This is a genomic window from Pantoea sp. B270, from assembly GCF_018726825.1.
GTDB lineage: Bacteria > Pseudomonadota > Gammaproteobacteria > Enterobacterales > Enterobacteriaceae > Pantoea > Pantoea dispersa.
On record NZ_JAHCSX010000001.1, the window covers coordinates 1,231,964 to 1,258,045 of the forward strand.

Genomic DNA, 26,082 nt, shown 5'->3' on the forward strand with positions numbered 1-26,082 from the left:
AATTTATGGCCTATTTCATCGATCGGCGTCTTAACGGCAAGAATAAAAGTGCGGTCAACCGGCAGCGCTTTTTGCGCCGTTATAAGTCGCAAATCAAACAGTCGATCTCCGAGGCCATCAACAAGCGTTCGGTCACCGACGTGGAGAGTGGCGAATCGGTGTCGATTCCTATCGACGACATCAACGAGCCGATTTTCCATCAGGGGCGCGGCGGCAGCCGCCATCGCGTGCATCCGGGGAACGACCACTTTGTGCAAAACGACCGCATTGAGCGGCCACAGGGCGGCGGTGGCGGCGGGAGCGGTCAGGGCAATGCCAGCCAGGACGGAGAAGGTCAGGACGAGTTCGTGTTTCAGATATCGAAGGATGAGTACCTCGACCTGCTGTTTGAAGATTTAGCGCTGCCTAACCTGCGCAAAAATCAGCATCGCCAGCTCAATGAGTACAAAACTCACCGCGCGGGCTTCACCTCGAATGGCGTGCCGGCCAATATCAGCGTGGTGCGCTCGCTGCAAAACTCGCTGGCGCGACGAACCGCCATGACCGCAGGCAAGCGTCGCATGCTGCACGAACTGGAAGCCACACTGAGTGAAGTCGAAAACAGCGAGCCGGCGCAACTGCTGGAAGAGGAGCGGCTGCGCAAAGAGATCGCTGAACTGCGGGCGCGCATTGAGCGCGTGCCGTTTATCGACACCTTTGACCTGCGTTACAAGAATTTCGAGAAGCGGCCTGAACCGTCCAGCCAGGCGGTAATGTTCTGCTTAATGGACGTTTCCGGCTCGATGGACCAGGCAACCAAGGATATGGCGAAACGCTTTTATATCCTGCTCTATCTGTTCCTCAGCCGGACTTACAAAAACGTCGATGTGGTGTATATCCGTCACCATACTCAGGCGAAAGAAGTCGATGAACAGGAGTTCTTCTACTCGCAGGAGACCGGCGGCACTATCGTCTCCAGCGCGCTTAAGCTGATGGACGAAGTGGTGAAAGAGCGTTATGACCCGTCGCAGTGGAATATCTATGCGGCGCAGGCCTCGGACGGCGATAACTGGGCGGATGACTCACCGTTGTGTCATGAAATTCTGGCGAAGCATATCCTGCCGGTGGTGCGCTACTACAGCTACATTGAGATTACCCGACGGGCGCACCAAACCCTGTGGCGCGAGTATGAGCATCTGCAGGCGATGTTTGATAACTTTGCCATTCAGCACATCCGCGAGCCGGAAGACATCTACCCGGTATTTCGTGAGCTTTTCCATAAACAGGTCGCTGAAGCCTGAGTTTACCAGCCGGTCACCGACCGGCTTTTTCTTTCCCCCGCCCGGCTTAACCCCTCTGAAAACCCTGCTGTTTTTCTGTGCGGATTTAACCTTCTATGGGATAGCGCGCCACAGAATGAAAAAATGTGCAATTAACCGCTGACAAGCTATTGATAAGGCATTATCTTTTCACCTTGTCTGTGTGAATTGCCCGCAATTTGCTTTTTTATGCCCCGCCGCAGGAGAACGCCGTTGAATGCCAGCATGATTTACAGTTTGTTCATTATTGGTTCCGTGCTGGTCGCAGCAAGTATTCTGCTGAGTTCCTTCTCGTCGCGTCTCGGTATCCCGATTCTGGTGATCTTCCTGGCGCTGGGGATGCTGACCGGCGTGGACGGCATCGGCGGTATTGCCTTTGATAACTATCCGGTGGCCTATCTGGTGTCCAACCTGGCGCTGGCCATCATTCTGCTCGACGGCGGCATGCGCACCAAGGCCAGCTCGTTCAAGGTAGCGCTTGGTCCGGCGCTGTCGCTGGCCACCGTTGGCGTGATGATTACCGCCGGGCTCACCGGTCTGGCTGCCGCCTGGCTGTTTAAGCTCGATCTGATGCAGGGCTTCCTGATTGGCGCCATTATCGGCTCGACCGACGCCGCAGCGGTGTTTTCACTGCTGGGCGACAAAGGGCTTAACGAGCGTGTCAGTTCCACGCTGGAGATTGAATCAGGCAGCAACGATCCGATGGCAGTGTTTCTTACCATTACGCTGATCGACATGATCCAGCAGGGGCAGAGCGGCCTGAGCTGGATGTTTGTGGTGCATCTGGTGCAGCAGTTCGGCTTGGGCATTGTGCTCGGACTGGGCGGCGGCTGGGCGCTGCAGCAACTGATCAACCGCATCAGCCTGGCACAAGGGCTCTATCCGCTGCTGGCGCTGAGCGGCGGCATCATTGTGTTTGCCCTGACCACAGTGATGGAAGGCAGCGGCATTCTGGCGGTCTACCTGTGTGGTTTCCTGCTGGGCAACAGCCCGATTCGTAACCGCCACGGCATTCTGCAAACTTTCGACGGTATGGCCTGGCTGAGCCAGATTGGTATGTTTATCGTGCTTGGCCTGCTGGTGACGCCGTCTGACCTGTGGCATATCGCGCTGCCGGCGATGATTCTCTCACTGTGGCTGATTCTGGTGGCGCGTCCGCTGTCGATTCTGGTCGGGCTGCTGCCGTTTAAAGGCTTTACCGGACGTGAACGCATCTTTATCAGCTGGGTAGGCCTGCGCGGTGCGGTGCCGATTATCCTCGCGGTGTTCCCGATGATGGCCGGGCTGGAGAATTCAAAACTCTACTTCAATATCGCCTTCTTCGTGGTTCTGGTATCTCTGATGCTGCAGGGCACGTCGCTGGGCTATGCCGCTAAACGGGCTAAGGTGGTGGTACCGCCGACCGCATCGCCGATCAGCCGCGTCGGGCTGGATATCCATCCGGAAAATCCGTGGGAGCAGTTTGTTTATCAGCTCAGCGCCGACAAATGGTGCGTTGGCGCCGCGCTGCGCGATTTGCAAATGCCGCGCGAAACGCGCATTGCCGCCCTGTTCCGCGATAACGCGCTGATGCACCCCAACGGCAATACGCGTCTGAAAGAGGGTGACGTGCTGTGCGTTATTGGCCGCGAGCGCGATTTGCCGGCGCTGGGCAAAATGTTCAGCCAGACGCCGCCGGTGGCGCTGGATCAGCGCTTCTTTGGTGACTTTATCCTTGATGCCGAGGCGCGCCTGCGCGATGTCGCGCAGATCTACGGCCTGGAGCTCGATGAAGAGACCAACGATCAGCAGTCGCTCGGCCAGTTGATTATGGGTCTGCTCGGCAGCACGCCAGTGGTGGGAGATCAGGTCGAGTGGAACCAGCTGACGTGGACGGTGGCGGAAAAAGAGGATAACCAAATCGTCAAAATCGGGGTGCGCGTGCGGGAAGAGAAGGAATAATCTGAGGCCGTATCGCTCGTAAACTGCGTGTCAGCGTCTATGATCACTATTCCACCCAGCAAACGGGAGAAGATGATGGGACACGTGGTGAAGATTGGTCGTTACGAGATCGTCGATGCAGTAATGGATGCGGAGAAGCTGGATACCGTCGGCATCCCCTGCCATACCAACCCCGGCCTGAGTTATCAGCTCGACGGCTGGGATCATGAAACCAGCGTACCGGCGTGGATTGATGGCGAACCGGTTGATCTGCAAATCGGCCACTATGACAAGCAGCAAGACCGCTGGGTATTGAAAAAACCGGCCTGATATTTTCCTCACCGCCATTCACTTTGACTGGCGGTCATTCCGAAAAGTAGTCTTAAAATAGTCTGTTATTTCTCGGCACCTTTTACTTTTAATATTATTTTTCAACAGATTAGGCAGTTTATACTTTAATCAAATATTGTTTTTTCAGACTCTTTCCATATTAACTCTGTCAAATAACTCCTGCATACTCTTAAACGTTGCTGCAGCTTTTCGTGACGTAAATCACGTCTCAAACGGCCCTTTCCATGCAGCGCTTATGGCAGCACTGACTCATATCTCGCTGAATATTATTTTATTTCTGCTTTCAGCGGACGACTCCTGAGCGCGTACTTGATTCTGGTCAGGCCATCTTTTACTTAAGAAAAGAGAGCAGGTTTTATGGCAAGTACATTGGTAATGAACGATGCAACCCGCTCGTGGAGCGGACTGCGCAAAAATCTCATCGCGAAAGTGGCACTCAGCTTTTCGGATTTAATTGCACTGAACCTGGCATTATTTTTATCCGCGGCCACCGTCCAGGGTATTTGGGGAGAACTGGACAGTTTTATTCCGCCGCAGCAAATTGAATACCGCTTTGTCGCACAGTTAGGCCTGTCAGTGCTGTGCACAGCCTGGTTTTGGGTGCGTATGCGCCACTACACCTACCGTAAGCCCTTCTGGTTTGAGCTGAAAGAAATCGTCAAAACGCTGTTTGTGTTTTCGCTGCTGGATCTGGCGCTGATTGCCTTTTCCAAATGGGACTTCTCTCGCATGGTGTGGGTATTTAGCTGGACCTATGCCCTGCTGCTGCTGCCGCTGATGCGCGCTGGTGTGAAGCGTGCCATTAACCGCGCGGGCCAGTGGCAAAAAGAGACCATTATCATCGGCTCCGGTAAGAACGCCATGGAAGCCTACGCGGCGCTGCAGAGCGAGGAGATTCTGGGCTATAACGTGCAGGCGTTTATCTCGCTGGATGATGAGCCTCACCAGGAAAGTGTTAACGGCGTGCCGGTCATTACCTGGAAAGACATCAACTGGCAGACCATGGACCGTGACAACACGCAATTTATCGTCGCCACCGAATTTGAACAGCAGGTGGTGCGCGATAAATGGCTGAAGTTTCTGTCCAAAATGAAATGCCGCTCAATTTCGGTTATCCCTACGCTGCGCGGTGTGCCGCTGTATGGCACCGATATGTCGTTTATCTTCAGCCATGAAGTGATGATCCTGCGCGTCAGTAACAACCTGGCGAAACGCTCATCGCGTTTCCTCAAGCGCACTTTCGACGTGGTGGTTGCCTCCCTGCTGCTGCTGTTTCTTGCCCCGGTGTTCGGCCTGCTGTGCTGGATGGTGAAGCGCGACGGCGGGAATGCCATTTATGGCCATGAACGCGTCGGTCAGGATGGCGTGAAGTTTAAGTGCCTGAAGTTCCGTTCAATGGTGACCAACTCGCAGGAAGTGCTGCAGAATCTGCTGGCCACCAGTGCCGAAGCGCGCGCTGAGTGGGATCGTGATTTCAAACTGAAGAACGATCCGCGCATCACCAGAATCGGTGGCTTCCTGCGGAAAACCAGCCTGGATGAACTGCCCCAGCTGTGGAACGTGATTCGCGGCGAAATGAGTCTGGTGGGACCGCGTCCGGTGATTGAAGCTGAGCTGGAACGCTACGCCGGCGATGTCGACTACTATCTGATGGCCAAACCGGGCATGACCGGCTTGTGGCAGGTCAGCGGGCGTAACGATATCGACTACGACACGCGCGTCTATTTTGACTCCTGGTACGTGAAGAACTGGGCGCTGTGGACCGACATCGCCATTCTGTTCAAAACCGCTGGCGTGGTGCTGCGCCGCGACGGTGCTTACTGATACCCTCAACGCGATGTCTGCGCTGTGCCGGCAGACATCGCCTTTTCGTTTTAGCCCTTTCTTTTTGGTCGCAGACTCATTACCCTTCTCGCCTGTTTAACAGGACGTTACTGGTTCGTAATGCAAAAGTTTACCCTACTCCTTTTGAGCCTGGTGCTGCTGGCACCGCTGGGCATCGATCTCTACCTCCCCACGCTGCCGCAGATTGCCGAAGGTCTTAACAGCCCGGTCAGTCTGATCCAGACCACCATTCCGCTGTTTTTGCTGGTGATGGGTATCGGTCAGCTGGTCACCGGTCCGCTGGTGGATAATTTTGGCCGTAAGCCGATCGCGCTGATCGGCCTCGCGCTTTACATCATCGGCAGCGCAGTGGCCGCAACCTCCACCGTGTGGCCGGTGTTCTTCCTGGCGCGCCTGATTCAGGGCTGCGCGGTATGCTGTAGCGCGGTGGTGGCATTTAGCGGCGTGCGCGATCGGCTGAGCGGCGATGCCGCGGCGCGCGCTTATGGTTTCCTCAATGGCGCGCTGAACATCGTGCCGGCGCTGGCACCGCTGCTCGGCGGTATTCTGGCGGAAGCCTATGGCTGGCGTGCGCCCTTCTGGTTCCTGTGCGGTTATGCGCTGGTGATTGCCATTATTGTGGTGGTCGCACTGCCGGAAACGCGTCCGGCGGACACGCTGCGCGTCAAAGGACTGCCGCTGGCGCAGTATGCTGCCATCGCCCGGCAGCCGCGCTTTCTCGCTTTCGCCTTTGCCAACGCGGGCGCGCTCGGCATGGTGCTGACCTACGTTTCGCTGGCACCGCACGTGTTGATGACCGAAGGTGGCCTGACGCCGCTGCAGTTCTCCTTTGCCTTTGGCGCCAACGGTTTCTGGATCATGCTGGTCAGCGCCTTTGTTAATAAAACCATTCGCAAGGCGGGCCGCCCGTTTTGTCTCGCCATGGGGTTTGTCACCATGCTGCTCGGTGCGCTGCTGCTGGTGGCGGGGATGACGCTGTTTCCTGCGGCCTGGCAAACCCACTGGTCGCTGTACATGATTCCGGTGGCGATCTCGGTAGCTGGCCTGGCCTTCACCGTCGGGCCGGCCACCAGCTATGCGCTGGAGCCGTATCAGCAGCAGGCGGGTGTGGCGGCGGCGCTGCAGGGATTTATTCAGATGGCGGGCGGTGCGGGTGGCAGCCTGGCGATGGTGGCGCTGCCGGTGGCAGAGAAATCAGCGTTAGCGCTGATGATGCTGGTGGGTGCAGCGCTGGCGCTGATCGCCTGGCGCTGCAGTAAGAACATGCGTGGTACAGTTACGGCGCTTAACTAAGCGTGACCGGGACGCGCGGCGCGAGTGCACACATTAGCTCGTAGCCTACCGTTCCGGCGGCTTTCGCCACCTCATCAATTTTCACCTCGTTGCCCCACAGCTCCACGCGCGAACCGATACCCGCCTGCGGGCAGGGTTCGAGGTCAATCATCATCATATCCATCGAGATTGCCCCGAGCGTTTGCGTGCGGATGCCATCAACGCTGACCGGCGTACCGGTCGGCGCATGGCGCGGATAGCCGTCAGCATAGCCACAGGCCACAATACCGATACGCTGTGGCGCGGCCGCGTGGTAGCGATAACCGTAGCCAACGCCCTCGCCGGCACCGATCTGCTGTATGCCAATAATTTCACTGCTGAGCGTCATTACCGGCTGCAGACCGGTACTGGCGATATCCTGCCAGTCGCCGCTCGGTGATGCGCCGTAGAGAATAATCCCGGGCCGCACCCAGTCAAAATGCGCCTGCGGATGCCACAGCGTGGTCGCTGAGTTGGCAAGCGAACGCGGACAGTTGAGCCCTTCCGCCGCCTGTTCCACGCGCTGCATTGGTTCCACCAGCCCCTGCGAGTTTTCCGCATCGGCAAAGTGCGCCATTAGCGTCATTTCTCCCACGTTGGGCAACGCACGCAGCTTGTGCCAGGCCGCCTGTGCCTGTTCCGGACGAAAACCGAGACGGTTCATGCCGCTGTTAATCTTCAGATAAACATCGACTGGTGCCGACAGCTGCGCCTTCGCCAGCGCCTGAATCTGCCAGTTACTGTGTACGCTGGTGGTCAGGCGATAGCGATCGATCAGCGTCAGGTCATCGGCGTGAAAGAAGCCTTCCAGCAGCAGAATTGGCTTTTTCCAGCCCTGCTCGCGTAGCAGGATAGCCTCTTCCATATTCAGCAGCGCGAAACCGTCGGTTTCCGCCAGACTCTGCCATACGCGGGCAATGCCGTGGCCGTAGGCATTGGCCTTCACCACCGACCAGACGCGCGCGTGCGGTGCCGCCTGACGCACAATCGCCAGATTGTGGCGCAGCGCCTGTTGATTAATGGTGGCACCCGTAGGACGTGACATGTTTTTACTCTCCCTGAAGTATCAGCGCGTCGCGCTGGCATTACGCAGCGGCGATGCCGGGGCCGCAAAGCCCGGCAGATAACGCAGCACCGACAAGTCGTCGGCGGCGATGGCCGGTTTACGTCCCGAAATCAGATCGGCCAGCAACTGGCCGGAACCACAGGCCATCGTCCAGCCCAGCGTACCGTGCCCGGTGTTCAGCCAGAGATTGGTCAGCGGCGTGCGCCCGACAATGGGTGTGCCATCCGGCGTCATCGGGCGCAGTCCGGTCCAGAACGTAGCCTGTTCAACATACCCGCCTTCAGGATAGAGATCGCGGACCACCATCTCCAGCGTTTCACGTCGTGCCGGCAACAGTTTGGTGTTAAAACCAACGATTTCGGCCATGCCACCGACGCGAATGCGGTCATCGAAGCGTGTCACCGCCACTTTATAGGTCTCATCCAGAATGGTGGAAACCGGCGCGCCCTGCGGATCTTTGATCGGGATAGTCAGGGAATAGCCTTTCAGCGGATAGACCGGAATCGACAAGATGTCTTTCAGCAGCGCCGTGGAGTAAGAGCCAAACGCCACGACGTAAGCATCGGCTTTGATGACCTCATCGCCGCACTTCACGCCATAAATGCGATTGCCTTCGCGCAACAGTTGATCCACCGACGTGTCATAACGGAAAGTGACACCGGCTGCGGCTGCCATCGCCGCCAGACGCTGGGTAAACAGCTGGCAGTCACCGGTTTCGTCATTCGGCAGGCGCAGGCCGCCGGTCAGCTTGTGCGCGGTACCCGCCAGTGCCGGCTCTACGCTGTGCAGCTGATGCGCTTCCAGCAGTTCATAAGGCACCCCCGCTTCACGCAGTACCGCGATGTCTTTGCTGGCGCTGTCAAACTGTTGCTGCGTGCGGAACAGCTGCAAAGTGCCGCCCTGGCGCCCTTCATAGGCGATGCCGGTGCTGCTGCGCAGTGCCTTCAGGCAGTCGCGGCTGTATTCGGCGATGCGCACCATACGGCCCTTGTTTTCCTGGTAGTGACGCATGTCGCAGTTGCGCAGCATATTCCACATCCACTCCAGCTGGAACTTGCTACCGTCAAGTCGCACCGCCAGCGGTGCGTGTTTCTGAAACATCCACTTTACCGCCTTGAGCGGTACACCGGGCGCCGCCCAGGGTGCCGCATAGCCGGGCGAAATCTGCCCGGCATTGCCGGCACTGGTTTCCAGCGCCGCGCCGGGCTGGCGATCGATTACGGTGACGTCATGCCCCGCCTGCGCCAGATACCACGCACTGGCTACCCCTACGACACCACTACCCAGAATGACTACGCGCATAAGCCCCTCATCGCGAAAAGCATAATTAACTGGTATCACCATCGGGTTTAGCATAACCCGATGGCTGAACTGATATTACATTCGACCCTTTCATTTCACATGTTTTTCACTTAACTGCACACTGAAATCATGCGGTCGCGCCAAAATCAGAGTTTTTTGTGCCTTAAAAGCGTTAACCAGCGAATTATTATGCGAAAGGCAGAGCATCTCACTTTTTTCAGGAGAAAGCGCCGCAGTCATATCGCGCGCTTATAAACAGGATTTAATGCTGCAATTTATCACTCAGATAACACATCACCTTATTAGCTACCAAAGCACGCCTATTATGATGATTTTGTACCAAAATAATTCGATTGAGTTCCCGCATCGGATAAGCGACAGTGGACTATCATTGAAGTGTTCGCTCAGTTTTTTTGGGCTGTCTTTCTCAGGATGAAGCCTTAAACGATCGTGACAGGTGACACTCTGTTGCCTGCCGCTTGCAAAACAGAGGTGCGCTATGACGACAATGTTTGACGAGCCAACCCGCAACAGCAAACGACTCAGTGACGGTCCCGACTGGACCTTTGAGCTGCTTGATGTCTACCTGGCGGAGATCGACCGCGTGGCCAAAAGCTATGGGCTCGATACCTACCCGCACCAAATCGAAGTGATCACCTCCGAGCAGATGATGGATGCATACTCCAGCGTGGGGATGCCCATTAATTATGCCCATTGGTCGTTCGGCAAGAAGTTCATCGAAACCGAGCAGCGCTACAAACACGGTCAGCAGGGACTGGCGTATGAAATCGTCATTAACTCGAATCCCTGTATCGCTTACCTGATGGAAGAGAACACCATGACCATGCAGGCGCTGGTGATGGCGCACGCCTGCTATGGCCACAACTCTTTCTTCAAAAACAACTACCTGTTCCGCAGCTGGACCGATGCCAGCTCGATTGTCGATTACCTGCTGTTCGCGCGTAACTACATCTCTGATTGCGAAGAGCGTTATGGCGTGGAAGAGGTCGAGCGGCTGCTGGACTCCTGTCATGCGCTGATGAACTATGGCGTCGATCGCTATAAACGCCCGCAAAAGATTTCGCTGCAGGAAGAGAAAGCGCGGCAGAAAAGCCGGGAAGAGTATCTGCAGAGCCAGGTCAATACGCTGTGGCGCACCCTGCCACGCAAAGAGAAAGAGTTTACTCAGGTCGAGGCGGCGCGCTATCCCTCTGAGCCGCAGGAAAACCTGCTGTACTTTATGGAAAAGAACGCGCCACTGCTGGAGTCGTGGCAGCGTGAAGTGCTGCGCATTGTGCGTAAAGTCAGCCAGTATTTTTACCCGCAGAAACAGACCCAGGTGATGAATGAAGGCTGGGCGACCTTCTGGCACTACACCATCCTGAATCACCTGTACGATGAGGGCAAAGTGTCGGAACGTTTTATGATGGAGTTCCTGCACAGCCATACCAACGTGGTGTATCAGCCGCCTTATAACAGCCAGTGGTATAACGGTATCAACCCGTATGCGCTGGGCTTTGCCATGTTCCAGGACATCAAGCGCATCTGTCAGTCGCCAACCGAAGAAGATCGCTACTGGTTCCCGGACATCGCGGGCTCCGACTGGCTGAAGACGCTGCATTTCGCCATGCGCGAATTTAAAGACGAGAGCTTCATCAGCCAGTTCCTGTCGCCGAAAGTGATGCGGGATTTCCGTCTGTTTACGGTGATGGACGACGATCGCAATAACTATCTTGAGATTGCCGCCATTCATGATGAGGCGGGATATCGTGCGATTCGTCAGCAGCTGTCAGCGCAGTATAATCTGAGCAATCTGGAGCCGAATATTCAGGTGTACAACGTAGACCTGCGCGGTGACCGTTCGCTGACGCTACGCTATGTGCCGCAGCAGCGTGCCCCGCTCGATAAGAGCCGTCGCGATGTGCTGAAGCATGTGCATCGGCTGTGGGGTTTTGATGTCAATCTGGAACAGCAGAACGAAGATGGCAGCGTGGAGCTGCTGGATCGCTGTCCGGCGCGCGGACCGGCGCTTTAAACACAATCCCCATGCTCAGGGACGAGCATTTATCTTCCTGCCTGGTAAAACCCTAATTTCACAGATAATCCTGCACCAACTTCACAGACAGTCAGTATCCGCTGATGCAGCGGGCTATTCGCAGCGCTGAGGCTTTTACGGAGCGCCAGGAGATTCCCGCGGGGAGGCGGGAATCAGGCCGGGCCGGTCAGGAAGACCGATACCGGCCGGTCCGTCAGGCGCAACGTGAACGCCGAAGGTACCGCGTAAGCGGCGCGAGGAGCAGCCCGGCAGCAGCGAATACTGACTGTCCGGGACTGGAACCCGCGAAACGTTTGTGCGCTGTTAACGCTTACTGCTCAAATCATCCGGCATGCTTTTCTGCATGCTGTGCCAGATTTCACCGCTGCGGCGGCCGTAGTTACGCACGCTGTCGACGATCTGATCCTGCGTCGGCTGTTTGCCACACAGATCCGCCAGCTGACGATAAAAGTTACGCGCCAGTTCACGCGCTTCCGGATTCGAAAAGTAGTGGCGGCCCACGCGGGTGTAAAGCCCTTTCAGACCGTTCAGAATCAGGCCGTAAATCGGGTTGCCGGACGCAAACGCCAGACCGCGGAAGACGCGGTAATCCAGCTCAGTATAGGCTTCAGCCTGATCTTCCTCGCTCAGCGCACTCTCCAGCACCTCACGCGCCTTATCCGGATGATGACGCAGCGCACGGCTGATAAAGATCGACGCGATATTGGTGCGCACCGACAGCAGATTATCAATCAACTGCGGCACGCTGTCGTGATCGAGACGGGCGAGTGTTTCGAGGATATTGAGGCCAGACGTTTCCCAGAAATCATTGACGCGGGTGGGTTTACCATGCTGAATGGTCAGCCAGCCATCACGAGCCAGTCGCTGCAGCACTTCACGCAGAGTGGTGCGGGTCACGCCGATCAGTTCAGAAAGCTCACGTTCGGCAGGAAGAATCGATCCCGGCGGAAAACGGCTGTTCCAGATGCTTTCAATTATGTACTCTTCAGCGAATCCTGCAGGGCTCTGTGCCTTAATCACCATAGCATTTATTTCTCGTTGCTTTCTTTGTCGTAATGGCACTCATCATACCAGAGGGGTCATAGCGGAAATAGCCTGCCAGCGGATTAAAAGCGCGCGCTGGCGCAAAATTCAGCAGCTGCGCAGCGAAAAAGGCCGTGGGTTACGCTGCGCTTGCGTGGGCGCTTTTGATGCCGTGTGCTAAAAGCCATGATTTTTTGGCGTGGATCAGGGATAAGTCATTTTTATACATGATTTTTTCCCCCTGCCTGGCTGGCACGGGTACGCTTTTGGTTTACACTGCGATGCATTAACGGCTACGGGAAAAGCAATATGTTGCGATACTTGAATCAATGCTCACGCGGACGCGGTGCCTGGTTATTAATGGCCCTGACCGCCCTGGTTTTTGAACTGGTTGCGCTGTTCTTTCAGCACGTGATGGGACTGCAACCCTGCGTAATGTGTATCTATGAGCGTTGTGCGCTGTTTGGCGTCATGGGCGCCGGCCTGGTGGGTGCAATTGCGCCTAAAACGCCGCTGCGCTGGGCCGCCATCGCCATCTGGCTCTACAGCGCTTATGAAGGGGTACGCCTCTCTTATGAGCACACCATGATTCAGTTGCATCCCAACCCGTTTGTGACCTGCGATTTTGCTGCTCGCTTCCCGAGCTGGCTGCCGCTGGATAAATGGCTGCCGGCGGTATTTGTCGCCAGCGGTGACTGCGCCGAACGCGGATGGACTTTCCTGACCTGGAGCATGCCGCAGTGGATGATCGTGATTTTTGCCGCTTATCTGCTGGTGGGCATTCTGGTATTGATTGCGCAACCGTTCAAAGCAAAACGTCGCGATCTGTTTGGTCGCTGAATACCAGTCAAACTAAGTCTCAGACAAAACAGGCAGCCGCGGCTGCCTGTTGCGTTATCAGCCGTTCCGATCCGGCCGGTCAATAATGTGTTCTTCCCAGTCGCGCACTTCACTCTCGCGCACCGCGATGTATCGCACCGAAATACGCTGAGCATGCATCGCTTTCTTCGATCCGGCAATCAGCGGGTGCCACGCCGGCAGCGTTTTGCCCTCCCCTAACAGCCGGTAAGCGCAGGTGCGTGGCAGCCAGTTAAAGGTGGTGAGATTCTCGCGCGTCAGCTTGATGCAATCTTCTTCGTACTCGAAGCGACGCTCATAATTGCGGCACTGACAGGTCTTAATGTTGAGCTGATTGCAGGCGACGTTGGTGAAGTAAATCTCATCGGTATCCGCATCCTGCAACTTATTCAGACAGCACTGTCCACAGCCGTCGCACAGCGATTCCCACTCTGCGTCGTTCATTTGGTCCAGGCGTTTAGTCTGCCAGAAAGGTTGGTCGGTCATGATAGCGGTCCGGGTTGAGCAACAAGACCGCACCTTATAAAGCTTCAGGTGCGGTGATGCAAGTATTACAGTACGCGGGTGCTGATACCGTGACCGGCCAGCGACACTTCCAGCTTATCGCCGGAGCGCAACGGGCCCACGCCCTCAGGCGTACCGGTCAGCACCACGTCACCGGCGCGCAGCGTGAAGTACTGGCTCATGTAAGCAATCAGCGGCAGAATTTTGTGGATCATGTCTGCCGTGGTGCCGTGCTGACGCACCTCGCCGTTAATGACCAGCTTGAGTTCGGCATCCTGCGGATCGACGCTGAATTCAGCCGCCGGGATAAACCCGGACAGCGGACAGGAGTTATCGAAACTCTTGGCGCGCTCCCATGGCTGACCGGCTTTCTTAAACCCGGCCTGCAGATCGCGCAGCGTTAAATCCAGCGCGACGCCATAACCGGCAATCGCTTTTGCCACGTGCTCTTCACTGGCCTGCTTCAGGGTAGCGCCAATCAGCACCGCCAGCTCCACTTCATGATGCACCTCACCAAAGCTGGCCGGGATCGACAGTGGCTGCCGCAAATCGCACACCGCGGTTTCCGGTTTGATAAACACCACCGGCTCACTCGGGGTGGCGCTGCCCATCTCTTTAATATGCTTTGCATAGTTGCTGCCGACGCACACTACTTTGCTGACCGGATAATCCAACAGCGCGCCCTGCCAGTTACGATGCTGATACATGCTAATCCCCTGCTTGAGTTGTGTTTGGTGCCAGCCGCGCTGGCGAAGATGTCTCATCAGCCGCCGGAACGTGGCAGGCTGCTGAGCACTATATTAGCGGGTTTATCGCGGCGCACGTGACGGAAAGCGGCAAAAGCCGTTCCCCAGTTCATCAGGTCCGCCGCTTAAGACAACGATTATTGCCCACAATAATGGGTTAAGGTGAGCAATTAAATTAATGCCGAAGCACTGATTATATTTACAGGATATATTTTTACAGATGAATCTGAATTAAAATTTTTTACCCTGTTCAAGATGAATGTTGAGCAGACTTTCAACCGGTGGTGGGATCTGCAAATAATAACCTTGTTCGCTTAAACCCTGCTTCACTTTATTGATGTCAGCGTTGGCTAGCCTGTCGCGCTGGTCGAGCGACAGCACCATCGCAAGCTGCGGTTTGCCAAAGCCGCGCAGCAGTTCTTCCGGGACGCGCGAAAAATCGTCTTTTTTTTCTACATACAGATAAGTCTGGTCGCGTTGCGGGCTTCTATAGATCACACAAAACATATTTTTTACTCGAATTAACTAAGGGCGTCACTTGCCTGAATATAGCAGTAACTATAACATGCTTGCAGAACTTCGAATATTGACCCGCGGGTGTTAATGACGATTTTATCGGCGTTTACTTCAGGGTCGTAAAACAGGACTGAGTCAGGACAGATGTCGCAATCGCCAATCGAATTCAAGGGCAGCAGTTTTACCCTGTCAGTTGTTCATCTGCACCATTCGCAACCCGAGGTGATTCGTCAGGCGCTGCAGGACAAAATCGACCAGGCCCCGGCTTTTCTGCACAACGCGCCGGTGGTGCTGAACGTGTCAGCCCTGAACGGTGACATCAACTGGAAGCAGATGCAGCAGGCCGTCAGCGCCACCGGCTTACGCATTGTGGGCGTGAGCGGCTGTAAAGATGAAGCCCTGAAAAAGATGATTGCCCGCGCTGGCCTGCCGGTGCTGTCAGAGGGTAAAGAGAACCGCAAACGCGCTGATGCGCCCGCGCCTGAGCCGGAAGCGGTCGCGCCGCCGGTCAGCGAACCGGCCAGCAAAACGCGGATCATCAATACGCCAGTGCGTTCCGGTCAGCAGATTTACGCGCGCAACGCCGATTTGATCGTCACCAGCAGCGTCAGCGCCGGTGCCGAACTGGTGGCTGACGGCAACATTCATATTTACGGCATGATGCGCGGCCGCGCGCTGGCCGGTGCCAGCGGCGATCGCGACTGCCAGATTTTTTGCACCAACCTGTCAGCAGAGTTGGTCTCCATTGCCGGCGAATACTGGATCATGGACCAGATCCCGGCGGAATTCTTTGGTAAAGCTGCGCGCCTGTGCCTTAAAGAGGGCGCGCTCACCATCCAGACACTTAATTAGGCCCCTTTTCTTTCGTTAAGGAAATCAACATTTATGGCACGCATCATTGTAGTTACATCGGGTAAAGGGGGCGTTGGCAAGACCACGTCAAGCGCGGCCATCGCCACAGGGTTAGCGCAGAAAGGCAAAAAAACCGTGGTGATCGATTTCGATATCGGTCTGCGTAACCTCGATCTGATCATGGGCTGTGAACGCCGCGTGGTGTATGACTTTGTCAACGTTATTCAGGGCGATGCGACGCTGAATCAGGCGCTGATTCGCGACAAGCGCACCGAGCAGCTTTACATTCTGCCCGCCTCACAAACCCGTGATAAAGATGCCCTGACCCGCGAAGGCGTGGAAAAAGTGCTGAACGACCTGGCGGCAATGGACTTCGATTTTATCGTCTGCGACTCGCCGGCCGGTATCGAAACCGGTGCGCTGATGGCGCTGTACTTCGCAGATGAAGCGATCATTACCACCAACCCGGAAGTCTCTTCCGTGCGTGACTCAGACCGTATTCTCGGCATCATCTCATCGAAATCGCGCCGCGCTGAAAACAGCGAAGAGCCGGTAAAAGAGCACCTGTTACTGACCCGCTATAACCCGGGACGCGTAACGCGTGGCGACATGCTGAGCATGGAAGACGTGCTGGAAATCCTGCGCATTCCTCTGGTCGGCGTGATTCCGGAAGATCAGTCGGTGCTGCGCGCGTCTAACCAGGGTGAGCCCGTGATCCTCGATGCAAACTCTGACGCCGGTAAAGCTTACGCTGATACCGTAGATCGCCTGCTTGGCGAAGAACGCCCCTTCCGCTTTATCGAAGAAGAGAAGAAGGGTTTCCTGAAACGCCTGTTCGGGGGATAACCAATGGCATTACTTGATTTCTTTTTATCCCGTAAGAAGAACACAGCCAACATAGCCAAGGAGAGGCTGCAGATTATCGTGGCCGAACGCAGAAGGGGCGACAGTGAGCCCCACTATCTGCCGCAGCTGAAGCGCGATATCCTGGAAGTGATCTGTAAATACGTGAAAATTGACCCGGACATGGTCACGGTGCAGCTGGATCAGAAAGGGGATGACATCTCTATCCTCGAGCTCAACGTGACGCTGCCGGAGACGGAAGACGTTCCTAAATGATTGTAGCGGGTTCCTGATTTTCCCCTGCGTGGTTGCGCAGGGGAAAACGTTCCGCTTACAGCGTGTGTAAAATCTCGTCGATACCGGCTTTCAACACCTCACCCCGCCAGCCTGCCAGCAGTTCCGGCGGACGCGTGGCGCTCTTCAGTCCCCAGTGCACGCTCAGCACCTGGTTAATCTGGCGCCGTGATGCTAACAGCTCCTGACTGTAACCGGTCTGCTCACTCACCTGCTGTACCAGCGCTTTAATCGCCTTGAACGCCTGCTTGTAATGCGCGTGGTCAATCAGATTAGGCAACGGCGGCGGTAACGTGGCCTCATCCAGCGCCTGCGCCTCTGCCACCATTGCCACCAGCGCCTTACCGTGGAAGCGGATTTCGTGACCGTTCAGGCCGAGATGATCCAGCTCGCCAAGGCTACCAGGCATAAAGCGCGCGACTTTCCACAGGTTCTCTTCGCGCACCACAAAATTCACCGCCATGTCTTTCTGCCGGGCGAGGTTGAGACGCCACGCGGCCAGACGCTGCAGCACCGCCAGCTGGCGCGGACGCAGCTGCCACGCGTTGGTGATATCGCGCCACGCCTCTTCCGGCTGCAGCACGTCAAGACGGCGCTGACACAGCGTGGCGCATTCACTCAGCGCCGCCGCCATGTTGCCTGCTGCTTCGGTTTGCGCCACCAGCTGATGGGCGATCGGCAACAGATAAGCCACATCGGCCGCAGCGTACTGGCACTGCCGCTCAGTAAGCGGACGCGCCAGCCAGTCGGTGCGCGCTTCGCTCTTATCCAGCTCAATCTGGTTGAAATGATTGACCATCGCCGCAAAGCCCCACGACAGCGGCTGCCCGGCGAAAGCGGCCAGAATCTGCGTATCGATCATCGGCTCCGGCAGACAGCCGAAACGATGCAGGAAGACTTCGAGGTCTTCCCCGCCGGCGTGCAGGAACTTGGTCAGCTGACGATCCTGCAGCAGCGCAATAAACGGTGCCCAGTCGCTGATGGTTAACGGATCGATCAGAACCAGTTGCTCGCCATCGAAGAGCTGGATCAGGCCAAGCTGCGGATAGTACGTGCGGGTGCGCACGAATTCGGTATCCAGCGCCACGGCGCGATGCTGACGGGCCTGCTGGCATACCGCGGCCAGCTGGTCATTGTGGTCGATCAGGGTGTAATTCACGTTGTCTTTCTCGCTGCGGCAAACCTCGCACAGCGCTCCATGTTAAAAGCAATAAAAACGCCGGACGGTGCCGGCGTTAACCTGAGCATTCAGCGGAAGCCAGTACTACGCTTCGCGCTTCGCCTCGTCGCGCAATTCGCGACGTAAAATTTTACCGACGTTGGTCTTCGGCAACTCATCACGAAACTCGATAATCTTCGGCACTTTATAGCCGGTGAGCTGACGGCGACAATGATCCAGCACTTCCTCTTTCGTCAGCGACGGATCTTTTTTCACGATGCACACTTTCACTGCTTCGCCAGAGAGATCGCTCGGCACGCCAATCGCCGCCGCTTCGCGCACCTTGGCGTGCTGCATCAGCACATCTTCGATTTCGTTAGGATACACGTTAAAGCCGGACACCAGAATCATGTCTTTTTTACGATCGACGATGCGGATAAACCCTTCAGCGTCCACGGTAACAATATCACCGGTGTGCAGCCAGCCATTTTTCAGCACTTCCTCGCTGGCATCCGGCCGCTGCCAGTAGCCAACCATGACCTGCGGCCCGCGAATGCACAGTTCACCCGGCTCGCCCGGCGGTACGTCGCGGTCTTCATCATCGACAATACGCACGTCGGTGGACGGAACCGGCAAACCGATGCTGCCGGTGTGGCAGGTAATATCATACGGATTAACCGACACCAGCGGTGAGCATTCAGTGAGTCCGTAGCCCTCCAGCAGATAGTGTCCGGTGAGTTTCTCCCAGCGCTCGGCCACCGCTTTCTGCACCGCCATACCGCCGCCGGCAGACAGACGCAGCGTGGAGAAGTCCAGCTGGTTAAAATTGGCATCGTTCAGCAGGGCGTTGAACAACGTATTAACACCGGTGATGGCGGTAAAGGGAAATTTGCTCAGCTCTTTAACGAAGCCGGGAATATCGCGCGGGTTGGTAATCAGCAGGTTGGTGCCGCCCAGGTCGAGGAACAGCAGACAGTTCACCGTCAGGGCAAAGATGTGATAAAGCGGCAGCGCGGTCACCACCTGCTCCTGACCGGCGCGCAGCAGTTTACCGTAGGTGGCTTTGGTCTGCTCCAGATTAGCCTGCATGTTGCCGTGGGTCAGCATGGCACCTTTCGCCACGCCGGTGGTGCCACCGGTGTACTGCAGAAATGCCAGATCCTGATTATTAATCACAGGACGATGATAGCTCATCTGCTCGCCCTGCTGTAGCGCATGACGGAACGGTACCGCCCCTGGCAGATGGTATTTCGGTACCAGCTTTTTCACATATTTGACGACGAAGTTCACCAGCGTGGCTTTCACCGGCGCCAGCTGATCGCCCATGCGCGTCAGCATCACGTGCTTAACCGGGGTTTCCGCGACCACTTTTTCCAGCGTATGGGCGAAGTTGGAGACAATGACAATCGCACTGGCACCGCTGTCGTTAAGCTGGTGCTTTAGCTCGCGCGGCGTGTACAACGGGTTAACATTCACCACCACCATACCGGCACGCAGGACGCCAAACAGCGCCACCGGATACTGCAGCAAATTCGGCATCATCAGCGCGACGCGATCGCCCTGCTGCAAGCCTAATCCCTGTTGCAGCCAGGCCGCAAAAGCACGGCTCTGCTGCTCCAGCTGGCGGTAAGTCATTGGCTGGCCCATGTTAATGAAAGCCACCTGATCGGCATAACGTTGCGCTGCGTGTTCGAAAAGATCGACCAAAGAGGGATAACGGTCTGCGTTAATTTCCGCTGGTACATCTGGCGGATAGCGTTTCAGCCAAACCTTGTTCAAAGATTCACCCCGATATTCTTGTTGCGTAGCCATCGCCGCCTCTGCAATCAGTATTGTTAACAATATTTTAACTGATTGTACCAGTTTGCCTGTTCCGGCATTTTCAGGTTGCGAGGCGCATCACTAAATTTCGCGCATCGGTTGCGCGCCCAATAAAAAGGCCCGTTCGCGAGCACCGCGACCGGGCCGTAAAAAAACCTGTTTAGCGCTATTCGGTAAGAATGGTCTCGACCTGCGCCGGACCGCCGGTGTTCATGCCCCAGTAGGGGTTAGGACCCCAATAGCCGGGATGGCGACGCGTCGGCCCGTACCAAATCCACGGATCGATCGGTTGCGGCGGCGTCATCACCTGCTGAGTCAGATGCCAGCGCTGATAACCGCGCACATCAATCACCACAAAGTTGTAACTGGCTTTGCCAATTTCCCCTTTCTCAGTGCCTTTGATATTGCCCAGCACCGTGACGTATTGATTATTGACGTCGATCGGATCAACAAAACCATGAATGTCCGCATAAATGCGGCCAATGGAGGCAGCACCGAGGCGCGGTCGCGCGCTGTCATCCAGCGGCTGAGTGGCAATTTCCAGCCGGGTCAGGCCGTTGAGGTTGGTCACCTTCACGACTTTGCCGCCGAAGCGCGACTCCTGGCCGACATACAGCTGCGGCGCATTCATCACGCGTAATAAATCCTGCTGTGGAAGCTGAGAACTCCCTTTAATGGCATCCGGCACTGACACGCAGCCGCTGAGCAACAGCGCACAGGCTAACAGAGCGCCAGACATCCCTTTACGACTAATTGGCATAGCACTTCTCCTGTTATTTCTCCGTTAGACTGAAGGCGCAAAAATAAGTTGCGTGGGCGCCTAGCGTCCCGGCAACTTTTTCCATGCCACTTCATTGCGCAGATAAACCGGCTCAGCATTTTCCACCGCCACGCTATCGCCGCGCTGCCAGGCGCTGAGCGCCAGCGGCAGCATATCTTCTGCAGCTGGCAGCGTGACCGTGGTGGTCAGCAGTTGTGCCCCGGTCGTGCCAGCCAGCAGCTGCGGATAAGCCTGCCAGCCGGTGCCGACGGTGGCCCACTCGCCGCTCAGCTGCGCGATGCGCGCCTGTGCCGCTTCCGGCTTGAGTACGGCTTCGCTCTCAGCACCCTGCCACTCGCCCTGCTCATCACGCTGATACTCTGCCCAGTAGACTTCACCCATGCGCGCATCAATCGCCGCCAGCACGCGCGTTGCCCCGGTCAAACGCCAGGCGCCCTGCGCCATGGTTGCCAGCGAGGATACGCCAATCATCGGCAGATTTGCGCCCAGCGCCAGGCCCTGCGCGATGCCAATGCCGATGCGCACGCCGGTAAAACTGCCGGGCCCGCGGCCAAACGCCAGCGCGTCCAGCGCGCTCAGCGCCAGCGACTGCGCCTGCAGCAATTCCTGCACCAGCGGCAGAATACGTTGAGTATGATCGCGGGGCGCGATTTCGAAGCGGGCATCGATCTGCTGCTGATTCAGCAGCGCGGCAGAACAGGCTTCTGTCGCGGTGTCCAGGGCTAAAATTCGGGCGGACATAACAACCTCAGAGAATCAAAATGGCGCGCATCTTACCACAGCCTGGCACAAATTAGTGCTGCTCTGGCGGACGCACAAAGTCAATCGCACGCTGTAAATCGCGGGTGCGCGGTGTCGGCGGCAGGCTATTAAGGAACAGACCGCCATACGGACGCGACACCAGCCGCTGGTCACAAATCACCAACACGCCGCGATCGTCGGTATCACGAATCAGACGGCCCACGCCCTGCTTGAGGGTGATCACCGCGTCCGGCAGCTGCACATCGTTGAACGGATCGCCGCCGCGCAGACGACAATCCTCCATGCGCGCCTTCAGCAGCGGATCTTCCGGTGAGGTAAACGGCAGCTTGTCGATGATCACCAGCGACAGCGCATCACCGCGCACGTCAACGCCTTCCCAGAAGCTGCTGGTGGCCACCAGCAGTGCGTTGCCAGCATCAAGAAACTGTTTGAGCAGCTGGCCTTTGCTGGTTTCGCCCTGCAACAGCACCGGTAAGGTCATGGAGGCGCGGAACTCCGCCGCCAGCTCGCGCATCATTTTGTGCGAGGTGCACAGGAAGAAGCAGCGCCCTTTGTTGGCTTCAATCAGCGGTTTCATCATGCGTGCCAGCTGACGCGCACCGCCAGGATAGTTGGGTTCCGGCATGTTGCGCGGCACGCACAGCAAGGCCTGCTGCGCATAATCAAACGGACTTTCGAGGATCAGGGTGCGGGCATTATCCACGCCGAGCCGGCTGGCGAAGTGGCTCATCTGTTCGTTGACCGCCAGCGTCGCCGAGGTAAATACCCACGCCGCTTTGCGTCCGTCCATCACTTCGCGGAAGCGCTCCGCAACCGACAGCGGCGTCAGCGCCAGCGTAAAGTGCCGGCTGCTGCATTCGTACCAGTAGCTAAAGCCCGGTTCATCAATCGCACGTAAACGCTTGAGCCGGGTGCGATACAGCGCGGCACGCTCGAAGGCAGCGTCCAGCAGCGCGGAACGGCCCAGCGACAGCTTAATCACGTCGTAACACAGCTCGAGCGCATCATCCAGCAGCGTAAACATGCGCATGATGTTGTTGTCGCTCAGCAGGTCACGCAGATTGCCGCGAAAACCGGGCTCGCCCAGCGTCAGGCGGAAATCCTGTGCGCACTGCGCCAGCCGGTCGGCGGATTTCTGCAGCTGCTGCACATCGCGCACCTCGGTGCGGTAGGCAAGGATAATGTCTTTGGCGAGATCCTGCAGTTGCCGGCTCGACAGCTGCTGGCCAAAATACTGGCTGGCTATATCCGGCAGCTGGTGCGCTTCATCGAAGATCATCACGTCGGCTTCCGGGATCAGCTCGCCAAATCCCCCCTCTTTGACCACCAGGTCAGCGAGAAACAGGTGATGGTTCACCACCACCACATCCGCATCCATCGCTTTTTTGCGCGCCTTCACCACGAAGCAATCTTTATACAGCGGGCAATCGCTGCCGAGGCAGTTATCGTTGGTGCTGGTAACGTAAGGCCAGATCGGGCTGTCTTCCGCGACGCCGGCGCAGCTGCTGACGTCGCCATCAACGGTCTCCGATGACCAGCTGCGCACGTTAATCAAATCACCGAGCGCCTGCACGCTAAGATCGCCGCCGGTCTGATTTTGCTGCTCCAGCCGTTCCAGGCACAGATAGTTGGAGCGCCCTTTCAGCAGCGCGGTTTTGCCGCTGAACGCCAGGGCGCGGGCAATGGTCGGCAGATCGCGGTTGTAGAGCTGATCCTGCAACGCTTTGGAACCGGTCGACACAATGACTTTTTTCTTCGCCCGCAACGCCGGTGCCAGATAAGCATAAGTTTTACCGGTGCCGGTGCCGGCCTCGACCACCAGCTCGCCCGCCTGCTGCACCGCTTCGCTCACTGCCTGCGCCATTTCGCGCTGTGCCGCGCGCGGCTTAAAGCCGGGAATCGCCTGCGCTAACGCGCCATCCGCTGCAAAATCGTCTGCCACACATCCTCACCGATTGCTCTTAAAACTACTGTAATTATGTCAGGATTCACCGCAGGCGACCACAACAGATGACAGCCGGCCATGGGATATGGCAGGCTAACGCAGCAAAAATAAAGGAGAACAGCATGACCATTACGCGTATTGATGCCGAGCATCGCATGTCCGAAGCGGTTGTACATGACCAGACCGTGTATTACACCAGCGTGCCGGAGAATCTGGATGACGATGCGGAAGCGCAGACCGCCAACGCGCTGGCGGTGATTGACCGCATCCTGACGCGCGTGGGTTCGGATAAAAGCAAAATTCTCGACGCCACCATTTTCCTGGTGGACAAAGAGGACTTTGCCGCGATGAACCGCGCCTGGGATGCGTGGGTCTCGCCGGGTAATGCGCCGGTACGCTGCACGGTGCAGGCCGGCCTGATGAATCCGCGCTATAAAGTGGAAATTAAAATCATCGCCGCGCTATAACGCTCGCCGGGCGCTATTCGTCGTCTTCGTCCTCTTCGAAGCGCGCCCGAATCGCTTCGCCCTGATGGTTCTGGCGAATTTCCTGCGCCACCTGCGCAATCGCCTGCCCGCTGGACATGCCGCCGGCCATCAGTTCCTGAATACGTTCCACTGCCTGCTGCTGCTGTTCGTGCGATAAAGCCGGAAGACCTGAAAACATGATGCACTCCTGTAATGGGGGGACGCATTATTCCACGCTGAACAAACAGGTGCCAGCAGCAAAAAAATATGCCAGGCTACGCGCCTGCCTGCTGAACTGATTTAGCCAAACGAACGTGAAAACCCTCTCGCTACAGTATACGCCCGATACGCTTTTACACCGTTTTTCCACGCTGGCGCACCGCCCGTGGGCGATGCTGCTGACCTCAGGTCACGCCGAGCACGCGGATAACCGTTTCGATATTCTCACCGCCGATCCACGGGTAACGCTGACGACGCGCGGTGACAGCACCGCCATCGACGACGGCACCGGCATCAGCCACTCCACCGCCGATCCGCTGCAGCTGGTGCAGCAGCAGCTGGACGCGCTGGGCATCCGGCCGGCGTTTGATGCGAATCTGCCGTTCCAGGGCGGCGCGCTGGGTCTGTTTGGTTATGACCTCGGTCGCCGTTTCGAAACGCTGCCGCAGCGGACGCAGCAGGATTTACACACGCCGGATATGGCGGTCGGCATTTATGACTGGGCGCTGATTGCCGATCATCATCGCCAGACGCTGACGCTGATTGCCCTGCACGACGCGGAGCAGCGCTGGCAGTGGCTACAGGCGCTGGCGGTGCCGCAGCCCAAACCTTTTTCCCTGACCAGCAACTGGCAGGCCAATATGAGCTATGCGCAGTACGCCGCGCGTTTCCAGGCGGTGCAGGCCTACATTCAGGCGGGCGACTGCTACCAGGTTAATCTGGCGCAGCGTTTTCAGGCCAGCTATCGCGGCGATGAGTGGCAGGCGTTTTTACGTCTCAACCGCGCCAACCGCGCGCCGTTCAGCGCCTTCCTTCGTCTGCCGCACAGTGCCGTGCTGAGCTTGTCGCCGGAGCGTTTTCTCTCGCTGCAGCAGCAGCAGATTGAAACCCGGCCGATTAAAGGCACGCTGCCGCGTCTGGCCGATCCGCAGGCCGATCGGTTGCAGGCGGAGAAACTGGCTAGCGCCGAAAAAGATCGGGCGGAAAACCTGATGATTGTGGACCTGCTGCGTAATGATATTGGCCGCGTCGCCGAGCCGGGCAGCGTCAGCGTGCCGGAGCTGTTTGTGGTGGAGCCGTTCCCGGCGGTGCATCACCTGGTGAGCACGGTGCGGGCCAGACTGCCAGACGCGCTCTCCGCTACCGATTTGCTGCGCGCCTGTTTCCCCGGCGGCTCCATTACCGGCGCGCCCAAGATCCGCGCCATGGAGATCATCGAAGAACTCGAACCGCAGCGGCGCAATGCGTGGTGCGGCAGTATCGGCTACATCAGCCTGTGCGGGCGCATGGACAGCAGCATTACCATCCGCACGCTGATTGCCGAAAATCAGCAGCTGTACTGCGCGGCGGGTGGCGGTCTGGTGGCTGACAGCGATGCTGAGGCGGAATATCAGGAGACGCTGCACAAGCTCAACCGTATTCTGCCCTGTCTGCGTGATGAAGCGTGATATGGAGCTGACGCTGGCGCAGTTTCTCAGTCGCTTTGTGCTGCAGCCGCCGCTGGCGACCGCGCACAGCGTGATCAGCGGACGCCGTGCCGCGGTGCTGGTACCGGTGATTGATGGCGACCAGCCCGAACTGCTGCTGACCCGCCGCTCCGCGCTGCTGCGCAAACACGCCGGGCAGGTGGCGTTCCCCGGCGGCATGATGGATGCCACTGACGATTCGCTGATCGCCACCGCGCTGCGTGAAGCACAGGAAGAAGTGGGCATCGCGCCACAGCAGGTGCGGGTAGTCGGCGTGCTACCGCCGGTCACCAGCAGTACCGGTTTCGCCGTCACGCCCGTGGTCGGCATCATTCCGCCGCACCTGCCGCTGCGGCTTAACCCGGATGAAGTTGAAAGCGCCTTTTCCATGCCGCTCGCAGAGGCGCTGCGGCTGGGGCGCTACAGCGGACTAACGCTGCGCCGCGGTCATCGCCAGCACCAGGTGTGGCTGTCGTGGTATGAAGATTATTTTATCTGGGGCATGACCGCCGGTATCCTGCGCGCGCTCGGCCAGCAGATCGCCCTGCCCTGATCCCCCGTCCCGTTTCACCCTGGCCGAAAAATTGATCCCGTTCACATCCGGGGATACGGATAACTATTTCTGTGGTTTATAATTAGTTTATTTCATGCGAAAAGCTGCTCGCTGCCGCCCGCTG

Annotated in this window: 25 protein-coding genes; 13 read left to right on the forward strand and 12 right to left on the reverse strand. The window is 57.3% G+C overall.

Features of this window, described 5'->3' with window-relative positions; translation table 11 throughout:
* Positions 1–5: 5 nt before the first annotated feature.
* The 5 genes from KOL70_RS05955 (at position 6) to KOL70_RS05975 (ending at position 6,707) form a co-directional block, all read left to right on the forward strand.
* The gene (locus KOL70_RS05955; protein WP_058757723.1) at positions 6–1,280 is read left to right on the forward strand and encodes a YeaH/YhbH family protein; all 1,275 of its coding nucleotides are present in this window, start codon (positions 6–8) and stop codon (positions 1,278–1,280) included.
* Between the two features lie 231 nt (positions 1,281–1,511).
* Positions 1,512–3,239, forward strand: coding sequence for a potassium/proton antiporter (locus KOL70_RS05960; protein WP_021510055.1), 1,728 nt, complete (start codon positions 1,512–1,514; stop codon positions 3,237–3,239).
* 75 nt (positions 3,240–3,314) lie between these two features.
* Positions 3,315–3,548 (forward strand): DUF1480 family protein, encoded by a 234-nt coding sequence (locus KOL70_RS05965; RefSeq protein WP_104093260.1) that lies wholly within the window; start codon positions 3,315–3,317, stop codon positions 3,546–3,548.
* 378 nt (positions 3,549–3,926) lie between these two features.
* Positions 3,927–5,393, forward strand: coding sequence for an undecaprenyl-phosphate galactose phosphotransferase WbaP (wbaP, locus tag KOL70_RS05970; protein ID WP_215480359.1), 1,467 nt, complete (start codon positions 3,927–3,929; stop codon positions 5,391–5,393).
* Positions 5,394–5,513: 120 nt separating this feature from the next.
* Positions 5,514–6,707 carry a multidrug effflux MFS transporter gene (locus tag KOL70_RS05975; protein WP_215480360.1) on the forward strand — a complete coding sequence of 398 codons (1,194 nt, stop codon included), beginning with the start codon at positions 5,514–5,516 and terminating at the stop codon, positions 6,705–6,707.
* Here the strand turns inward: KOL70_RS05975 and dadX are convergent.
* Both dadX and KOL70_RS05985 read right to left on the reverse strand, forming a co-directional pair.
* The gene (gene dadX / locus KOL70_RS05980) at positions 6,700–7,770 is read right to left on the reverse strand and encodes a catabolic alanine racemase DadX (RefSeq protein WP_215480361.1); all 1,071 of its coding nucleotides are present in this window, start codon (positions 7,768–7,770) and stop codon (positions 6,700–6,702) included. The genes KOL70_RS05975 and dadX overlap by 8 nt on opposite strands.
* A gap of 21 nt (positions 7,771–7,791) precedes the next feature.
* Positions 7,792–9,093, reverse strand: coding sequence for a D-amino acid dehydrogenase (locus KOL70_RS05985; RefSeq protein WP_215480362.1), 1,302 nt, complete (start codon positions 9,091–9,093; stop codon positions 7,792–7,794).
* 499 nt (positions 9,094–9,592) lie between these two features.
* Here KOL70_RS05985 and KOL70_RS05990 point away from each other — a divergent pair, with 499 nt between their 5' ends.
* The gene (locus KOL70_RS05990) at positions 9,593–11,128 is read left to right on the forward strand and encodes a SpoVR family protein (RefSeq protein WP_031280208.1); all 1,536 of its coding nucleotides are present in this window, start codon (positions 9,593–9,595) and stop codon (positions 11,126–11,128) included.
* 324 nt (positions 11,129–11,452) lie between these two features.
* Here KOL70_RS05990 and fadR read toward each other — a convergent pair whose 3' ends face one another.
* On the reverse strand, positions 11,453–12,172 hold the full coding sequence (fadR, locus tag KOL70_RS05995) for a fatty acid metabolism transcriptional regulator FadR (protein ID WP_058757728.1): 720 nt from the start codon (positions 12,170–12,172) through the stop codon (positions 11,453–11,455).
* Between the two features lie 309 nt (positions 12,173–12,481).
* Here fadR and dsbB point away from each other — a divergent pair, with 309 nt between their 5' ends.
* Positions 12,482–13,012: a disulfide bond formation protein DsbB gene (dsbB, locus tag KOL70_RS06000; RefSeq protein WP_040679952.1), complete on the forward strand. Its 531-nt coding sequence runs from the start codon at positions 12,482–12,484 to the stop codon at positions 13,010–13,012.
* A 57-nt stretch (positions 13,013–13,069) separates the two neighbouring features.
* Here the strand turns inward: dsbB and KOL70_RS06005 are convergent, their stop codons facing one another.
* From KOL70_RS06005 to KOL70_RS06015, 3 genes are all read right to left on the reverse strand, one after another.
* Complete coding sequence (locus tag KOL70_RS06005) at positions 13,070–13,516, reverse strand: YcgN family cysteine cluster protein (RefSeq protein WP_021510046.1); 447 nt, start codon at positions 13,514–13,516, stop codon at positions 13,070–13,072.
* A 65-nt stretch (positions 13,517–13,581) separates the two neighbouring features.
* The gene (locus tag KOL70_RS06010) at positions 13,582–14,241 is read right to left on the reverse strand and encodes a fumarylacetoacetate hydrolase family protein (RefSeq protein ID WP_021510045.1); all 660 of its coding nucleotides are present in this window, start codon (positions 14,239–14,241) and stop codon (positions 13,582–13,584) included.
* A gap of 270 nt (positions 14,242–14,511) precedes the next feature.
* Positions 14,512–14,787 (reverse strand): YcgL domain-containing protein, encoded by a 276-nt coding sequence (locus tag KOL70_RS06015; RefSeq protein ID WP_215480363.1) that lies wholly within the window; start codon positions 14,785–14,787, stop codon positions 14,512–14,514.
* A gap of 153 nt (positions 14,788–14,940) precedes the next feature.
* Between KOL70_RS06015 and minC the strand changes: the two genes are divergently transcribed.
* From minC to minE, 3 genes are read left to right on the forward strand one after another with little or no spacing between them, the layout of a single operon-like run.
* Positions 14,941–15,648, forward strand: coding sequence for a septum site-determining protein MinC (gene minC, locus KOL70_RS06020; RefSeq protein WP_021510043.1), 708 nt, complete (start codon positions 14,941–14,943; stop codon positions 15,646–15,648).
* A 33-nt stretch (positions 15,649–15,681) separates the two neighbouring features.
* Positions 15,682–16,494 carry a septum site-determining protein MinD gene (gene minD / locus KOL70_RS06025; protein ID WP_021510042.1) on the forward strand — a complete coding sequence of 271 codons (813 nt, stop codon included), beginning with the start codon at positions 15,682–15,684 and terminating at the stop codon, positions 16,492–16,494.
* A gap of 3 nt (positions 16,495–16,497) precedes the next feature.
* Positions 16,498–16,767: a cell division topological specificity factor MinE gene (gene minE, locus KOL70_RS06030; protein WP_010616394.1), complete on the forward strand. Its 270-nt coding sequence runs from the start codon at positions 16,498–16,500 to the stop codon at positions 16,765–16,767.
* Between the two features lie 55 nt (positions 16,768–16,822).
* Here the strand turns inward: minE and rnd are convergent, their stop codons facing one another.
* From rnd to KOL70_RS06055, 5 genes are all read right to left on the reverse strand, one after another.
* Positions 16,823–17,944, reverse strand: coding sequence for a ribonuclease D (gene rnd, locus KOL70_RS06035; protein ID WP_104093241.1), 1,122 nt, complete (start codon positions 17,942–17,944; stop codon positions 16,823–16,825).
* Positions 17,945–18,049: 105 nt separating this feature from the next.
* A complete protein-coding gene (gene fadD, locus KOL70_RS06040) occupies positions 18,050–19,723 on the reverse strand; it encodes a long-chain-fatty-acid--CoA ligase FadD (RefSeq protein ID WP_146068791.1) in 1,674 nt (557 codons plus the stop codon).
* A gap of 208 nt (positions 19,724–19,931) precedes the next feature.
* Positions 19,932–20,525, reverse strand: coding sequence for a Slp family lipoprotein (locus KOL70_RS06045; RefSeq protein ID WP_010616392.1), 594 nt, complete (start codon positions 20,523–20,525; stop codon positions 19,932–19,934).
* Between the two features lie 60 nt (positions 20,526–20,585).
* Positions 20,586–21,287: a tRNA (adenosine(37)-N6)-threonylcarbamoyltransferase complex dimerization subunit type 1 TsaB gene (gene tsaB, locus KOL70_RS06050; RefSeq protein ID WP_058781824.1), complete on the reverse strand. Its 702-nt coding sequence runs from the start codon at positions 21,285–21,287 to the stop codon at positions 20,586–20,588.
* A gap of 52 nt (positions 21,288–21,339) precedes the next feature.
* Entirely contained in the window at positions 21,340–23,250 is a 1,911-nt protein-coding gene (locus KOL70_RS06055) for an ATP-dependent DNA helicase (protein ID WP_058771245.1), read from the reverse strand.
* A gap of 125 nt (positions 23,251–23,375) precedes the next feature.
* On the opposite strand from KOL70_RS06055, the gene KOL70_RS06060 reads away from it, so the two are divergent.
* Complete coding sequence (locus tag KOL70_RS06060) at positions 23,376–23,720, forward strand: RidA family protein (protein ID WP_058757734.1); 345 nt, start codon at positions 23,376–23,378, stop codon at positions 23,718–23,720.
* A gap of 13 nt (positions 23,721–23,733) precedes the next feature.
* Here the strand turns inward: KOL70_RS06060 and KOL70_RS06065 are convergent, their stop codons facing one another.
* Complete coding sequence (locus tag KOL70_RS06065) at positions 23,734–23,919, reverse strand: YoaH family protein (RefSeq protein WP_021510035.1); 186 nt, start codon at positions 23,917–23,919, stop codon at positions 23,734–23,736.
* A gap of 115 nt (positions 23,920–24,034) precedes the next feature.
* On the opposite strand from KOL70_RS06065, the gene pabB reads away from it, so the two are divergent.
* Together pabB and KOL70_RS06075 are read left to right on the forward strand one after the other, a co-directional pair.
* Complete coding sequence (pabB, locus tag KOL70_RS06070; RefSeq protein WP_215480364.1) at positions 24,035–25,387, forward strand: aminodeoxychorismate synthase component 1; 1,353 nt, start codon at positions 24,035–24,037, stop codon at positions 25,385–25,387.
* Position 25,388: 1 nt separating this feature from the next.
* A complete protein-coding gene (locus tag KOL70_RS06075; protein ID WP_021510033.1) occupies positions 25,389–25,958 on the forward strand; it encodes a CoA pyrophosphatase in 570 nt (189 codons plus the stop codon).
* Positions 25,959–26,082 lie beyond the last annotated feature (124 nt).